Origin of the sequence: Paenarthrobacter sp. NyZ202, assembly GCF_049860755.1 — a bacterium.
Taxonomy (GTDB): Bacteria; Actinomycetota; Actinomycetes; order Actinomycetales; family Micrococcaceae; genus Arthrobacter.
Genome location: NZ_CP187556.1, coordinates 1,728,570 through 1,743,156, shown reverse-complemented (window position 1 = coordinate 1,743,156; position 14,587 = coordinate 1,728,570). Strand labels below are relative to the sequence as shown.

Sequence of the window (14,587 nt, the reverse complement as noted above, 5' to 3'; positions counted from 1 at the left end):
TATCTAATGCTTGAAGAAAATCAGTTGGCTGCGGGGCCGGCTTCCTCGGCCAATTGCAGGAAGCGGGCCGCGAGTTCCGCGCCGCCGCCGGGATCCCGGGAAACCAACATCACGGTGTCGTCGCCTGCGATCGTACCCAATACCGACGGCATCACGGAGTGGTCGATCGCAAGCGCCAGGAAGTTTGCAGCCCCCGGCGGTGTCCGGAGCACCACAATGTTGCCCGAGGCCTCCGCAGTCACCAGCAGTTCCCCGCACAGCCTGGTGAGCCGGGCATCGAGGATTTCCTGGGTCACACCGCTCTTGGCGTTGCGGTCTCCCCCTTCGCCGGGAACCGCGTAGACCAGCGCGCCGTCCTTGCCACGGACCCTGACGGCGCCAAGTTCCACGAGGTCACGCGACAGCGTGGCCTGGGTGACCTGGACGCCGTCGTCCGCCAGCAGGGCTGCAAGCTCTGCCTGGGAACGGACGGACTCCCCCGTCAGGATCGCGGTGATGCGCGCCTGACGGGCCGTCTTGGTGGCCGGGCTTACACCCGGAACCGAAGGGTTGGTGGACACTAGAACGTGCTCTCGCCGGTTCCCTCGACGGGTGCAAGGCCGTCGACGAAAGCCAGGCCGGACCTGTGCATGAGCCAGGCCATCAGTGCTTTCTGGGCATGCAGGCGGTTCTCGGCCTCGTCCCAGACGATGGACTGCGGGCCGTCGATAACGCCTGCCGAAATCTCATAACCGCGGTAGGCCGGGAGGCAGTGGAGGACGACCGCGTCCGGCGCTGCCTGTGCCATGGCGGCCTCATCCACGGAGTACTGGCGGAACAACTGAAGGCGGGCTTCTTTCTCCGCTTCCTGGCCCATGGACACCCACGTGTCGGTGGCCACGACGTCGGCACCCTTGAGGGCCTCGGCAGCGTCGCTCGTGATCAGCACGGACCCACCGGTTTCGGCAGCCCGTTCTTCCGCCGCGGCCACGATGTCAGCGGCCGGAAGGTAGCCCTCCGGACCGGAAATCCGGACGTGCATTCCCGCCGTGACGCCGGCCAGCAGGTACGAGTTCGCCATGTTGTTGGCGGCATCGCCCAGGTAGGCCATGGTCAGTCCGGCGAGTTCGCCCTTGTGCTCCTTGACGGTCAGGAGGTCGGCCAGGAGCTGGCAAGGGTGGTAGTCGTCGCACAGCGCGTTGATGACGGGCACCTTGGAGTTCTCCGCCATGGCCACCAGGCCCGCGTGGGCGCCGGTGCGCCACACGATGGTGGAGACCATGCGCTCCAGGACCTTTGCGGTGTCCTCCACGGACTCCTTGTGGCCGATCTGGGCTTCACCGGGGTTGATGATCAGGGCGTTGCCACCCATGTCGGCGATCCCCGTAGCAAATGACACGCGGGTCCGGGTGGAGGTCTTGTCGAAGATGACGGCGACCGTCTGACGCCCTGCGCCCTCCGCGGCGAACGGCTGGACGCTGTACGGGGCAGCCTTCATGCGTACTGCCAGTTCCAGGACCTCAGCCTGCTCGGCCGGAGTGAGGTCTGTGTCTTTCAGGAAGTGCCGGGTGCTGGTGGAAGTTGTCACTGTGCGTCCTTAGCGGTGGTGGCGGTGGCCGTAGCGATCAGGTCAGGCAGGGCTGCCAGGAAACGGTCAGCCTGTTCGGTGGTCAGGATGAGCGGCGGCGCCAGGCGGATGGTCCGGGGACCGGGACTGTTGATGATGAAGCCTGCCTCAAGGCCGGCGGTCACCATGGCGGGGGCGATCTCCGCGTCGACATCGAAGCCGATCAGCAGACCTTCACCGCGGACCTCGGTAACACCCTCGACGGCGGCGATACCGGCACGCAGGTACTCGCCCACGGCTTGCACATGGTGCAGCACGCCCTGGCTTTCGATCGCGTGCAGGGTGGCCAGCGCAGCGGCCGTTGCCACCGGGTTTCCACCGAAAGTGGTGCCGTGTTGCCCGGCGGTGAGCAGGGCCGACGTCGTACTTCCGAACGTCAGCAGGGCGCCGATCGGGAAGCCGCCGCCGAGACCCTTGGCGAGGGTGACGGCGTCGGGAACGATTCCGGCGTCTTCGCTTGCCAGCCACTTGCCGGTCCGGCCAATACCTGTTTGGACTTCGTCGAGGATCAGCAGTGCGCCGGCGGCTGTGGTGGCCTCGCGTGCAGCCTTCAGGTATTCGGCGCTGAGGGGCCGGACGCCCGCTTCACCCTGGATCGGTTCCAGGAACACGGCCGCGGTGGAATCGTCGACGGCGGCACGCAGGGCCTCGATGTCGCCGAACGGGATGTGGACCACGCCACCGGGCAGAGGCTCGAACGGTGCGCGGTACGCCTCCTTGGCTGTCAACGCCAACGCTCCCATGGTCCGGCCGTGGAAAGCACCCTCAAGGGCGATGATCTTGGTCCGCGTGCCGTCGGCGTTATTCCGGCGGGCCAGCTTGAAGGCGGCCTCGTTGGCTTCGGTGCCGGAGTTGGCAAAGAAGACCTTCGAACCTGCCGGGGCGTTGCTGATGGCCAACAGTTTCTCTGCGAGCGCGATCTGCGTTGGGCTCGTGAAGAAATTGGATACGTGCCCCAGCGTGGCCAGTTGGCTGGAAATGACCGAGGTAACGAACGGGTGGGCATGGCCCAGTGCGTTCACTGCGATGCCGCCGAGGAGGTCGAGGTATTCCTTGCCGTCGGCATCCCAAACCAACGAGCCCGCGCCGCGGACCAGGACCCGCTGCGGGGTGCCGAAGACGCCCATGAGGGACGAGGAGTAGCGGGCCAGCCAGTCGGCGCCGGAGCTCTGGGCTACCAGCGCGGTGGCGGCAGACTCGGCTGTATGGCTCAGTTCGGTGCTCATGCGTTCACGTCCTCGTCCGGTACTACCTGGGTGCCGATGCCCGCCGTCGTAAAGGTTTCCAACAGCATGGAGTGCGGCAGGCGGCCGTCCACGATGTGGGCGCGTTCCACGCCTTCGTCGATGGCCTTCAGGCAGGCAGCCATCTTGGGGATCATGCCGGATTCCAGGCGGGGCAGCATGTCACGGAGCTCCGATGCCGTCAGGGAGGAAATCAGCGATGACTTGTCGGGCCAGTTGGCGTAAAGGCCCTCCACGTCGGTGAGGATGACGAGCTTGGAGGCCCCCAAGGCTGACGCAACCGCAGCCGCGGCGGTGTCCGCATTGACGTTGAGGACCTGGCCGGTGGTTTGGAAGCCGTTGCCCTCCTCAGTGATTTCGGGGGCTACCGTGGAAATCACGGGGATGCGGCCGGCGTCGAGGATGTCCTTGATCCCGGCGGGATCAACGCCAACCACTTCGCCAACCAGGCCAAGGTCCACTTCCTCGCCGTCCACCACAGTGCCGGTGCGAACCGCACGGAGAAGCCCACCGTCTTCGCCTGACATGCCCACGGCATACGGACCGTGGGAGTTGATCAAGCCAACCAGCTCGCGGCCAACCTGCCCGGTGAGGACCATCCGGACGACGTCCATGGCTTCGGGTGTGGTGACGCGCAGGCCGCCCTTGAATTCGGATTCGATGCCGAGCCGTCCCAGCATGGAGTTGATCTGCGGTCCTCCGCCGTGGACCACCACGGGGTGGATGCCAACGTGGTGGAGGAACACGATGTCCTCGGCGAAGGCTCGGCGAAGGTCGTCATTCACCATCGCGTTGCCGCCGTACTTGATCACCATGGTGGTTCCGGCAAAGCGCTGGATCCAGGGCAGCGCCTCGATCAAGGTCCCGGCTTTGTCCTGGGCGTCGCTCATGGACGTGTTCTCGCGGGTATGCGCAGTCATCGTCATCCCTTAGCTCGAGTACGCGCTGTTCTCATGCACGTAGTCGTGCGTGAGGTCGTTGGTCCAGATGGTGGCCTCTGCGTCGCCGGCCTGGAGGTCGATTTCCACGAGGACTTCGCGCGGTTCCAGGTCTACAAGGTTGCGGTCGTCGCCGATGCTGCCATTGCGGCAGATCTGGACGCCGTTCATGGATACGTTCAGCTGGTCTGCCTCAAAGATGGCGTCGGTAGTGCCGACTGCAGAGAGCACCCGGCCCCAGTTGGGGTCCTTGCCGAAGATGGCTGCCTTGAAGAGGTTGGAGCGGGCCACGGAGCGCCCGACGATCTCCGCGTCGCGTTCGCTGGCCGCGTTGAAGGTCCGGATGGCGATGTCGTGGCTGGCACCCTCGGCGTCGCCGATCAGCTTGCGCGCCAGTTCGGCACAGACGGAAGTTACGGCCTCGCTCAACTGTTGCGCGGACGGCAGCGCTTCGGACGCGCCCGAGGCGAGCAGCACCACGGTGTCGTTGGTGGACATGCAGCCGTCGGAGTCGGCGCGGTCGAAGGTGACGCGCGTGGCGTCGCGAAGGACGACGTCGAGCTCGTTGGCCGGCACCTCGGCGTCGGTGGTGAGGACCACCAGCATGGTTGCCAAACCGGGAGCGAGCATGCCGGCACCCTTGGCGATACCGCCGACCGTGAATGTCTTGCCTTCGGCGTCCTTTCCGGTGAACACGGCTTCCTTGGAGACGCTGTCGGTGGTCATGATCGCAGTGGCTGCGGCGCTGCCGCCGTCCTCACTGAGCTCCCTGGCGGCCGCCTCGACGCCCGGGAGGATCTTGTCCATGGGCAACTGCTCGCCGATCAGGCCGGTAGAGCAAACCACGACGTCGGAAGCTGAGACTCCCAGCGCTTCTGCCACTTTCTCGGCCGTGGCATGGGTGTTCTGGAAACCCTGCGGACCGGTGCAGGCGTTGGCGCCACCGGAGTTCAGCACGACGGCATCAACGCGGCCATCGGTGACCACCTGGCGGGACCAGTGCACAGGGGCTGCGGCCACCCGGTTGGACGTGAAGACCGCGGCAGCGGCCTTCAGCGGACCGTCATTGACGACGAGGGCGAGGTCAGGGTTGCCGGAAGCCTTGATCCCGGCCTTGATGCCGGCGGCCCTGAATCCCTTGGGGGCGGTAATGGTCACGGTGCAACTCCCTGCAGGTTCAGGCCGGCGGTTTCATCCAGGCCGAGGGCAATGTTCATGGACTGCACGGCACCGCCGGCAGTTCCCTTGGTGAGGTTGTCGATGGCGCACGTAACGATGACGCGACCTGTGTGGCCGTCGAAGGCCAACTGCATCACTGCGTGGTTGGACCCCTGGACCGACTTGGTGGAGGGCCACTGGCCCTCCGGCAGCAGGTGCACGAACGGTTCGTCGTCGTAGGCGTCGGCCCAGGCCTGGCGGAGCTCGGAGGCGGTGACGCCGTGCCCAACCTTGGCAGTGGCCGTCGTAAGGATTCCGCGGCTCATGGGCGCGAGGGTCGGAGTGAAAGACACCGTCACCGGTTCCCCCGCGGCGTTGGACAAACCCTGCTCGATTTCGGGCGTGTGGCGATGCCCGCCACCCACGCCGTACGGGCTCATGGACCCCATGACTTCGGAACCGATCAGGTTGACCTTGGCTGCCTTGCCTGCGCCCGAGGTTCCGGATGCGGAAACAATGACGACGTCGTCGGTCAGCAAAAGGTTGTTGGCGAACCCGGGCGTCAAGGCCAGCAGGGCCGACGTCGGGTAGCAGCCGGGTACGGCGATGCGCTTGGCGCCTTTCAAGGCGTCGCGCTGGCCCGGGAGCTCGGGCAGGCCATAGGGCCAGGTGCCCGCATGGGCGGAGCCGTAGAACTTTTCCCACGCCGCGGCGTCCTGCAGGCGGTGGTCTGCGCCGGCGTCGATGACTACTGTTCCTTCCGGCAACTGCGCGGCGATGTCGGCAGAGGCTCCATGCGGCAAGGCAAGGAAAACGACGTCGTGACCGGACAGGTTCTCAACGGTGGTGTCTTCCAGAATCCGGCTGGCCAAACCATGGAGATGCGGCTGCAACTCCCCTAGTCTGGAACCGGCGTTGCTGTGCGCGGTGATCGCGCCGATGGTGACGTTGGGATGGTTCGCCAGCAGGCGCAGCACTTCTCCCCCGGCGTAGCCGCTGGCACCGGAGACGGCAACAGAAATAGTCATGCCTCCACCATACAGCAAAACTATTCATGGTTGCTGATATTTATGCATTCAGTCATTCGGGCCTACCGCGCCCGTGGGGCGTATGCTGGATACAGGGTGATCCAGACCGTGCAGTCCGAACGTCGGCTGCAACGTTGCCCGTGAGCGATACGGGGCACACCTTCATGGCACCCACATCCATTTCCGATCGCCCCAAGGCGCGCATCATCCAACCCAATCCGGTAGTCCACAGTTATTCAGAACTTCTGAAGAGCGTGAAAGCGGCCGGGCTCCTTGAGCGGCGGACCGGGTTCTATATCTGGCTTTTTGTCGCCCTCATGCTCCTCATGGCCGGCACGTGGCTCGGCTTCGCGCTGATCGGCGACTCCTGGTACCAACTCCTGATCGCTGCTGCGCTGGGGATCTTCTGCACCCAGTTGAGCTTCCTGGCGCACGAGGCGGGCCATAAGCAAATCTTCGCCTCACGCCGCGCCAACGACTGGTCCGCGCGGCTGCTCGCCACAGGCGTTGCCGGCATCAGCTACTCTTGGTGGGAACAGAAGCATGGCGCCCACCATAACCACCCCAATGTCATTTCCAAAGACCCGGACATCCGGAACAACGCCCTGGTCTTCTATCAAGAGGCTGCGGCGGAGCGTAAAGGACGCCTGGCGTTCCTCACCCGCAAGCAGGGTTGGTTCTTCTTCCCCCTCCTTACGCTCCTGGGTCTCAGCCTGCAGTTCGATTCACTGCGCTTTATCTTCGGCAAGCACAAGGTTCGCCACCGCTGGGTGGAAACCCCCATCCTCGTCACCCGCCTCGCCGCATTGCCGGTCCTCGCCTTCACGTTCCTGCCCATCGGCATGGCTTTCGCTTTCCTCGGCGTGCAGATCATGGTGTACGGGTTCTACATGGGCGCCTCCTTCGCCCCCAACCACAAGGGCATGCCCGTTCTGCCGTCAGACAGCCGCGCGGACTTCCTCAGCCGCCAGGTCCTGACATCCCGCAACATCTCCGGCGGACGGTTCATGGACTTCCTGTTGGGCGGCCTCAACCGCCAGGTGGAACACCACCTCTTCCCTGACATGGCCCGGCCGCAGCTTCACCGTGCTGCCGGAATCGTCCGCGCTTTCTGTGGCAAGCACTCGATTCCCTACACGGAGACCACTCTGCCGCAGTCGTACGGAATCGTGGTCAGGTACCTCAATGAGGTGGGCCTCGCCGCCGGGCGCGGCTTCGATTGTCCGGTCGCTGCGACGCACGGACGGCGCTGAGGGTTTCACACTGACGGCTGCCTCCTCCCTAGGATGGAATCTGGAACCGGGCATTGGAAGGACCGTCCCGGAGTGAGGAGCCACCATGACGCACGCCATCGTTGCCCGGCAGCCCGGAGGACCGGAAGTCCTCGAATACGCCTCCGTTGAGCCGCCGAAACCCGGCCCGGGACAATTGCTGGTCAAAGTCGCAGCCGCCGGTGTCAACTTCATCGAGACCTACCAGCGCAGCGGCATCTACAAGGTGGAGTATCCCTTCACTCCGGGAGCAGAAGCCGCGGGGACGGTGGAGGCCCTTGGTGAGGGTGTGGAAGAGTTCGCCGCGGGCGACCGGGTTGCTACCGCCGAGGCCGCCGCGACCTATGCCGACTACATCCTGGTGGACGCGCCCAAGGCACTCCCCGTTCCGGACGGCGTGGACGACCACACCGCCGCAGCCCTGCCCCTGCAGGGAATCACGGCCCACTACCTCATGAACTCCTCATTCCGCGTGGAACCAGGACACTCGGTCCTCCTGCATGCCGGTGCCGGTGGCGTGGGATTGCTGCTGACACAGTTGCTCAAAGCCAGGGGCGCGCGGGTCTTCACCACGGTTTCCTCGGATGAAAAGGCCGCCCTTTCCAAGGAGGCCGGGGCGGATGAAGTCCTCCGTTACGACGGCTTTGCGGACAAAGTCCGCGAACTCACCGACGGAGAAGGTGTCAATGTGGTCTACGACGGCGTGGGCAGGGATACGTTCGACGACTCCCTGAGGAGCCTGAGGATCCGCGGGGCCATGGTCCTGTTCGGGGCAGCCTCGGGCCCCGTTCCGCCCTTCGACCCACAGCGGCTGAATGCCGGCGGCTCCCTGACACTGACCCGGCCCACCATGGGGCACTTCGTGCAGAACACCCATGAGCGGCGTTGGCGTTCCACCGAAATCTTCGAGGCAGCAGCCAACGGCACGCTGTCCGTACGGGTCGGTGCCACGTACCCGCTGGCCGAGGCCGCTCAAGCCCACCGCGATCTCGAGGGCCGCCGCACCACGGGCAAAGTCCTGTTGGTTCCCTGACCGGCCGGGAGCCGAACAATTCGGTCCGGCAGAACACGCGGCAACGGGCCGGTGAACTCAGAAACAACGCAGTATGAAGCGCGGGAAACGTCCGACACCTTTTGTTTACCTTTCGCGGTAAAGCTGTAGTCGTGAGAGTCGAAGAACCTGCCGGGCACGGGTCCGCCCCTGCCCTGGCCACGCACCGGCCCCAGCTTCCCGGTTTGGCCGCAGCCCCGCCCGCGCGCACCCTGGTGGACATCCTTGAGGCAACCGCTGCGTCCTTCCCTGAGGCTTCGGCCCTGGACGATGGCCATGCATCACTGAGTTATGAGCAATTGCTGGCAGCAGTCCGCTCCTTCGCCGGAAAGCTCAACGCCGCAGGGCTGGGCCGGGGCGACAAGGTGGGGGTCCGGATACCGTCCGGCACCAATGAGCTCTATATCGCGATCCTTGGCATCCTGATGGCGGGGGCGGCGTACGTGCCGGTCGACGCCGATGACCCGGACGAACGGGCGCGGTTGGTGTTCGGCGAAGCCAAGGCAGGTGCAGTAGCGGGCCCCGGACTGTCCCTGCAGATGGCCGGCGTTCCGCAGGGAGGTTCACGTCCGCCCATCACCGCAGCTGCTAAGCCGGGGCTGGATGACGACTCCTGGATCATCTTCACATCAGGTTCCACCGGTACACCCAAGGGCGTGGCCGTGACACACCGCTCGTCCGCGGCTTTCGTCGACGCGGAAGCACGAATCTTCCTTCAATCAGAACCCATCGGCCCCCAGGACAGGGTGCTGGCCGGACTTTCCGTCGCCTTTGACGCATCCTGCGAGGAAATGTGGCTGGCGTGGCGTCACGGCGCCTGCCTGGTGCCTGCTCCGCGGGCCTTGGTCCGCACGGGAATGGATTTGGGACCATGGCTGATCAACCACGGCATCACAGTAGTGTCCACGGTGCCTACCCTGGCGGCCCTGTGGCCTGCTGAAGCCCTGGAAAACGTCCGGCTGTTGATTTTCGGCGGGGAGGCGTGCCCTCCCGAACTTGCCGAGCGGCTGGCCGTCGATGGCCGCGAGGTGTGGAACACGTACGGCCCCACGGAGGCAACCGTGGTGGCCTGCGCCGCGCCCTTGGGCGGCTCCGGCCCCGTCAGGATCGGCCTGCCCCTGGACGGCTGGGACCTCGCAGTAGTGGATTCAGCCGGGATGCCCGTGCCTGAAGGCGGGATCGGCGAACTTATCATCGGTGGCGTGGGCCTCGCCCGCTACCTGGACCCGGCCAAAGACGCCGAAAAGTACGCCCCGATGCCCACCCTGGGGTGGAATCGCGCGTACCGTTCCGGCGACCTTGTCCGTTATGAAGCGGAGGGCCTGGTTTTCATGGGCCGCGCTGATGAACAAGTGAAGCTTGGCGGACGACGCATTGAACTCGGCGAGGTGGATGCCGCCTTGCAGTCGCTGCCAGGCATTGCCGGTGCTGCGGCAGCCGTCCAAACGACGGCGGCGGGAAACCAGATCCTGGTCGGTTACCTCGCGCCCTCCGATGGAACGGCGGTGGATCTGGGCGCAGCCCGCGAACTCCTTGCCGACAGCCTTCCGGCCGCACTGATTCCGCTCCTGACGGTGGTGGACAACCTGCCCACCAAGACCAGCGGAAAAGTTGACCGGAACGCCTTGCCATGGCCACTGGCGGATGCGGCTCCCGACGCCGGGAGCGAGCCCCTGGACCTGCCGGAGGACGCCCTATGGGTAGTGGAACAGTGGGAGTCGATCCTTGGGAGCGCCGTGGGATCCCTCGACGCCGACTTCTTTGCCTACGGCGGCGGCTCCCTGGCAGCTGCCCAACTGGTGTCCGCACTGCGTGTCCGGTACCCCACCATCACGGTGGCCGATATCTACGCCACCCCGCGTGTGGGTGCTCTTATCGATGCTGCCCGGCAGTCAGTCCCGGAGGGACAGGTGCCTGGACCCGCAGCCGAACGCTCCGTCCGGCCCACCGCCCGCAAGTCCCAGGTCTTCCAGGTCCTCATGGGCGCACCCCTGCACATTCTGGTGGGCATGCGGTGGCTGACCTACCTCATGGCGGCCAACAGGCTGTTGGCCGACTTCGCAGGATTCATCCTGGCGCCGGCCGTGTCCTGGTGGTGGATCGCGGCGTCCTGGCTGGTGTTCGTCAGCCCGTGGGGCCGGATGGCCATCTCCGTGGCGGCCGCGCGCCTCCTGCTCGGCAAGGTCCGGCCCGGGACGTACCCGCGCTCGGGCAAAACGCATCTGCGCCTCTGGCTGGCGGAGCAGATCCAGGACCTTTCGGGCGCCATTGGCCTGGCCAGCGCTCCCTTCGTCCCGTATTACGCCAGGGCACTCGGTGCCAAGGTGGGCAAAGACGTCCACCTGCACTCCCTGCCGCCGGTTACCGGCTTGCTGTCACTGGGCAGCGGGGCCAACATCGAGCCCGAGGTCGACCTGAGCGGCTGGTGGGTGGATGGCGATTCGGTGCATATCGGCCAGATCCATGTCGGCGCGGGCGCCGTGGTCGGTTCGCGCAGCACCCTCATGCCCGGAGCCACCATTGGCGCCGGAGCCCACGTGGAGGCAGGCTCGGCCGTGCTGGGCAAGGTCAAGGCCGGCCACCTCGTGGCTGGTTCTCCCGCCGGGCGCCGGGGCAAAGCCAAGCAGGAATGGCCGGAGTCTTCCGCGCGCAGCCCGTTCGTGGACAGGTTGTGGTTGTCGGCCTTTGCAGGCGCCTCGGCGTTGCTCGCCCTGATCCCGTACGTCTCAGCCGGCGTTGCCGCCGCTGTGGTGCTCGCTTTCATTCGCGGACGTGCTTCCCTGGGCGATGCGTTGCCCCAGCTTGCCGCGGCACTGCCGTTGGCCGCACTCGTGTGGTTCTTTTCCAACCTCGTCCTCATCCTTGTTTTTGCCCGGCTCCTGGGCCTGGGGCTCAAGGAAGGGTATTTCCGTGTCCGTAGCCGGACCGGCTGGCAGGTCTGGGCCACAGAGCGGTTGCTGGACATGGCCCGCGACCTCCTGTTCCCCATCTACGCCAGTCTTTTCACTCCGGTCTGGCTCCGGCTCCTGGGAGCCAAGGTGGGCAAGAACGTCGAGGCCTCCACGGTGCTGCTGGTCCCACGCATGACCACGATCGGCGACGGAGCTTTCCTGGCCGACGACACCATGGTGGCATCCTACGAACTGGGCGGTGGCTGGATGAAGATCGCGCCCGCCAAGATCGGCAAACGGTCCTTCCTGGGAAATTCCGGCATGACGGCCGCCGGCCGAAACGTGCCCAAGAACTCCCTGGTGGCCGTGCTGTCGGCCACGCCTGCCAAGGCCAAGTCCGGGACGTCATGGCTGGGCAGCCCGCCGGTCAGGTTGCGGCGTACCGCCGTCGACGCTGACCAGTCACGCACCTTCCAGCCGCCACTAAGGCTCAAAGCAGCCAGGGCCCTCTGGGAATTGTGCCGTTTGGTGCCGGTGATCCTCACGGTCGCCATCGCCGCCGGTGTGATGCTTGCCCTCGACTGGCTGGCCCGCGGTTGGGGTTACTGGGTGGCCGCCATCCTGGGTGGTGTGGTGCTGCTGGCAGCCGGGGCTGTGGCGGCGCTCAGTTCCGTCGTGGCCAAATGGGTCCTGGTGGGAACAATCCGCGCCGGCGAACATCCGCTGTGGAGCTCATTCATCTGGCGCAATGAGGTAGTGGACACCTTCGTTGAAATGGTCAGCGCGCCGTGGTTTGCCCGATCGGCCGCGGGAACCCCTGCCCTGGTGTGGTGGCTGCGCGCACTCGGTGCCAAGATAGGCCGCGGAACGTGGTGCGAGAGCTACTGGCTTCCGGAAGCGGACCTGGTGAGCCTCGGCGAAAATTCCACGGTCAACCGGGGCTGCGTGGTCCAGACGCACCTGTTCCACGACCGCGTCATGAGCATCGACTCAGTGACCCTCGGTGCCGGTGCCACCATGGGCCCGCACGGGGTCATCCTGCCCGCAGCGAGCATCGGCGATGGCGGAACCGTAGGCCCGGCGTCGTTGGTGATGCGCGGGGAGACCGTTCCCGCCGGAACGTATTGGATGGGAAATCCCGTGAGCCCGTGGGTGGGTCCTTCGGCTCCGGCCGGCCGGCTGAAGTAGATTGAACGGACCGGAACCCGGCACCGGTCATACGAGCCAGACAGGATTGAGGTCCCCGAATTCCATGACCGCACCCAGTACGACGCCAAGCACAGCCGACCAATACGCCCTGGGTCACGGCAGCACAGGGTACCGCGTGGACCGGTACGAACTGGACCTGGACGTCAGGTTGGCAAGCAACAGGCTGACGGGCCGGGCACTGCTTCACTGCACCGCGCTGGAACCCGGCAATACCCTGCTGGTGGATCTCGTGGGACTGCGGGCTTCCAAGGTGTCGCTTGACGGCCGGAAGGTGCAAAAGTTCTCCCACAGGGCAGAACACCTCGTGGTGACCGCCGGCGCGCCGCTGAAACCGGGACAGACCTTCCTGCTGGACATCAAGTACGACGGCATCCCCCGGCCACGCAAAGGGCTTTGGGGCGAAGTCGGCTGGGAGGAACTCAACGACGGCGTGCTGGTTGCGGGCCAGCCCAATGGTGCCGCATCCTGGTTCCCCTGCAACGACCATCCACGGAGCAAGTCCACGTTCCTCATTTCTGTCACCACGGACGAAAACTACCGGCCCGTCTGCAACGGACAGCTCATCTCCAGGACCCGCAAGTCCAGCCGGGAAACCTGGGTCTACGAACACAACGTTCCCATGGCCACATACCTCGCCACCCTCCAGATCGGCCGCTATGTGATGGTCCCCCTCAACCCGGACGACACCCACCACCGCGTGCCCCAGTTCGCCGCGGTCACGGCCGCCAGGTCGGAAGAAGCACGCCACGGTCTTCGACGCCAGCCTGACATGATGCGGACCTTCGAGGATTGCTTTGGGCCGTATCCGTTCACGGAGTACACGTCAGTTGTCACGGAGGACGAACTCGACATCCCCCTGGAAGCCCAAACCCTGTCCATCTTCGGACGCAACCACATGCGCGACACGTGGGAGGCCCAGCGTCTGATTGCCCACGAGCTGTCCCATCAATGGTTTGGAAACTCCCTGACCGCGGGCACGTGGAAGGACATCTGGCTGCACGAAGGTTTCGCCTGCTACGCCGAGTGGCTCTGGTCCGAAGAGTCCGGAACCATGCCCGTGGCAGAGCGCGCCGCGGCGGCATGGAAGAGGCTGCAAGTGTCCGCGCAGGACCTCCTGGTAGGTGACCCGGGACCGGAACTCATGTTCGACGACCGGGTCTACAAGCGGGGTGCCCTTGCCGTGCACGCCCTGCGGGTCGCTGCAGGGGACGAAGCCTTTTTCGGGTTCCTTCAGCACTGGACTGCCACCAACCGCCATGGCTCAGTTTCCACGGAGGCGTTCGTCACAGCGGCCGGTTCCTTCATCCCGGGAATCAACCCGGAAGCCCTCCTGCAGCCATGGCTCTACGAGGCAGCGCTTCCGCCCCTTCCCTGACACCTTCCGGGGCATGGCTGAGGGCCAGCGCTGCAACGAGCCCTTCCATCCCTGCAGGAAGCACCAGATCACTCAGGCCGTTCCGGTCCAGCACGTCGAGTCCGGCCGGGTCCCGGCGGAGCCCTTCACCGGTCATCTTCAGCCAGGCTTCCTTCCGTGCCCAGAGCCGTGCCCGGCCGGTATTGCGTTCCGCTGCGGGCAACCGGATCACAGCGTCCCGTTCCCGGGGCGTCAGGGCGACGTCGTCAAAGCCCTTGTAAGCGGCAGCAGAGACGCTCTCAAGGTCCACTCCCAGCAGGGTTCCGCAGGGCGGACGTACGACGGCGGCCAGCAGCACCCAGCCCGACGCCCGGGAGGCGCTAAGCACCAAAGGCGCCGGACCGCCGTCGAGCATGAACCCTGGGCGGCCGTGATCCTGCCCGGGTCCGCACTGCGGGCAATCGTATGCCGGCGTGAGCCGGATCGGGTCCACCTCGAGGAGCGACGCGGCGTAGCGCTGCGCGGCGATCCGCCCGGCAATGAACTCTTCACGGTCCTTGGATCCGGCGAACCTGAGGGCACGGCGCCGGGCCGGGGCCCCCAGTCGCTGGAGGCTGTCGCCGGGAACAGACACGTCGCCCAGCCTCTGCAGTTCCAGGACCGGGCTCCCCTTCGTCACCTCGCTGCCCACGCGACCTCCACATTTTCCAGATGGTTCCCACACCAAGGCTATCGGGATCATCCGCGGGGTCCGGTGGCCCATGATGCTTCGCGGAGTGAAGTTTCTGCCGAAAATCGCGTCACGATTCCGGATGTCAACCCACTCAGCTTCATATG

Annotated in this window: 11 protein-coding genes; 4 read left to right on the top strand and 7 right to left on the bottom strand. The window is 65.7% G+C overall.

Features of this window, described 5'->3' with window-relative positions; all coding sequences use genetic code 11:
- Positions 1 to 20: 20 nt before the first annotated feature.
- The 6 genes from ACPFL9_RS08085 to argC are packed head-to-tail and all read right to left on the bottom strand — an operon-like array spanning position 21 to position 5,974.
- The gene (locus ACPFL9_RS08085) at positions 21 to 560 is read right to left on the bottom strand and encodes an arginine repressor (RefSeq protein ID WP_426006913.1); all 540 of its coding nucleotides are present in this window, start codon (positions 558 to 560) and stop codon (positions 21 to 23) included.
- Complete coding sequence (gene argF, locus ACPFL9_RS08080; protein WP_426006912.1) at positions 560 to 1,567, bottom strand: ornithine carbamoyltransferase; 1,008 nt, start codon at positions 1,565 to 1,567, stop codon at positions 560 to 562. The genes ACPFL9_RS08085 and argF overlap by 1 nt, the downstream gene beginning before the upstream one ends.
- A complete protein-coding gene (locus ACPFL9_RS08075; protein ID WP_426006911.1) occupies positions 1,564 to 2,832 on the bottom strand; it encodes an acetylornithine transaminase in 1,269 nt (422 codons plus the stop codon). Before ACPFL9_RS08075 ends, argF begins: the two co-directional genes overlap by 4 nt.
- On the bottom strand, positions 2,829 to 3,770 hold the full coding sequence (argB, locus tag ACPFL9_RS08070) for an acetylglutamate kinase (RefSeq protein WP_426006910.1): 942 nt from the start codon (positions 3,768 to 3,770) through the stop codon (positions 2,829 to 2,831). The genes ACPFL9_RS08075 and argB overlap by 4 nt, the downstream gene beginning before the upstream one ends.
- Before the next feature lie 9 nt (positions 3,771 to 3,779).
- Positions 3,780 to 4,946 carry a bifunctional glutamate N-acetyltransferase/amino-acid acetyltransferase ArgJ gene (argJ, locus tag ACPFL9_RS08065; RefSeq protein ID WP_426006909.1) on the bottom strand — a complete coding sequence of 389 codons (1,167 nt, stop codon included), beginning with the start codon at positions 4,944 to 4,946 and terminating at the stop codon, positions 3,780 to 3,782.
- Positions 4,943 to 5,974, bottom strand: coding sequence for an N-acetyl-gamma-glutamyl-phosphate reductase (gene argC, locus ACPFL9_RS08060; protein ID WP_426006908.1), 1,032 nt, complete (start codon positions 5,972 to 5,974; stop codon positions 4,943 to 4,945). Before argC ends, argJ begins: the two co-directional genes overlap by 4 nt.
- A 164-nt stretch (positions 5,975 to 6,138) precedes the next feature.
- Between argC and ACPFL9_RS08055 the strand changes: the two genes are divergently transcribed.
- The 4 genes from ACPFL9_RS08055 (at position 6,139) to ACPFL9_RS08040 (ending at position 13,771) form a co-directional block, all read left to right on the top strand.
- The gene (locus ACPFL9_RS08055; RefSeq protein ID WP_426006907.1) at positions 6,139 to 7,227 is read left to right on the top strand and encodes a fatty acid desaturase family protein; all 1,089 of its coding nucleotides are present in this window, start codon (positions 6,139 to 6,141) and stop codon (positions 7,225 to 7,227) included.
- An 85-nt stretch (positions 7,228 to 7,312) separates the two neighbouring features.
- Entirely contained in the window at positions 7,313 to 8,278 is a 966-nt protein-coding gene (locus tag ACPFL9_RS08050; protein ID WP_426006906.1) for a quinone oxidoreductase family protein, read from the top strand.
- 131 nt (positions 8,279 to 8,409) lie between these two features.
- Positions 8,410 to 12,375 carry a Pls/PosA family non-ribosomal peptide synthetase gene (locus tag ACPFL9_RS08045; protein ID WP_426006905.1) on the top strand — a complete coding sequence of 1,322 codons (3,966 nt, stop codon included), beginning with the start codon at positions 8,410 to 8,412 and terminating at the stop codon, positions 12,373 to 12,375.
- A gap of 64 nt (positions 12,376 to 12,439) precedes the next feature.
- Entirely contained in the window at positions 12,440 to 13,771 is a 1,332-nt protein-coding gene (locus tag ACPFL9_RS08040) for a M1 family metallopeptidase (protein ID WP_426006903.1), read from the top strand.
- Here the strand turns inward: ACPFL9_RS08040 and ACPFL9_RS08035 are convergent.
- A complete protein-coding gene (locus ACPFL9_RS08035) occupies positions 13,710 to 14,441 on the bottom strand; it encodes a 4'-phosphopantetheinyl transferase family protein (RefSeq protein WP_426006902.1) in 732 nt (243 codons plus the stop codon). The genes ACPFL9_RS08040 and ACPFL9_RS08035 overlap by 62 nt on opposite strands.
- Positions 14,442 to 14,587 lie beyond the last annotated feature (146 nt).

Bases quoted from the DNA above. Each gene is read 5' to 3' on its own strand.
- ACPFL9_RS08075 (WP_426006911.1), bottom strand. From the start codon at position 2,832: ATGAGCACCGAACTGAGCCATACAGCCGAGTCTGCCGCCACCGCGCTG.
- argB (WP_426006910.1), bottom strand. From the start codon at position 3,770: ATGACTGCGCATACCCGCGAGAACACGTCCATGAGCGACGCCCAGGAC.
- argC (WP_426006908.1), bottom strand. From the start codon at position 5,974: ATGACTATTTCTGTTGCCGTCTCCGGTGCCAGCGGCTACGCCGGGGGA.
- ACPFL9_RS08055 (WP_426006907.1), top strand. From the start codon at position 6,139: ATGGCACCCACATCCATTTCCGATCGCCCCAAGGCGCGCATCATCCAA.
- ACPFL9_RS08050 (WP_426006906.1), top strand. From the start codon at position 7,313: ATGACGCACGCCATCGTTGCCCGGCAGCCCGGAGGACCGGAAGTCCTC.
- ACPFL9_RS08040 (WP_426006903.1), top strand. From the start codon at position 12,440: ATGACCGCACCCAGTACGACGCCAAGCACAGCCGACCAATACGCCCTG.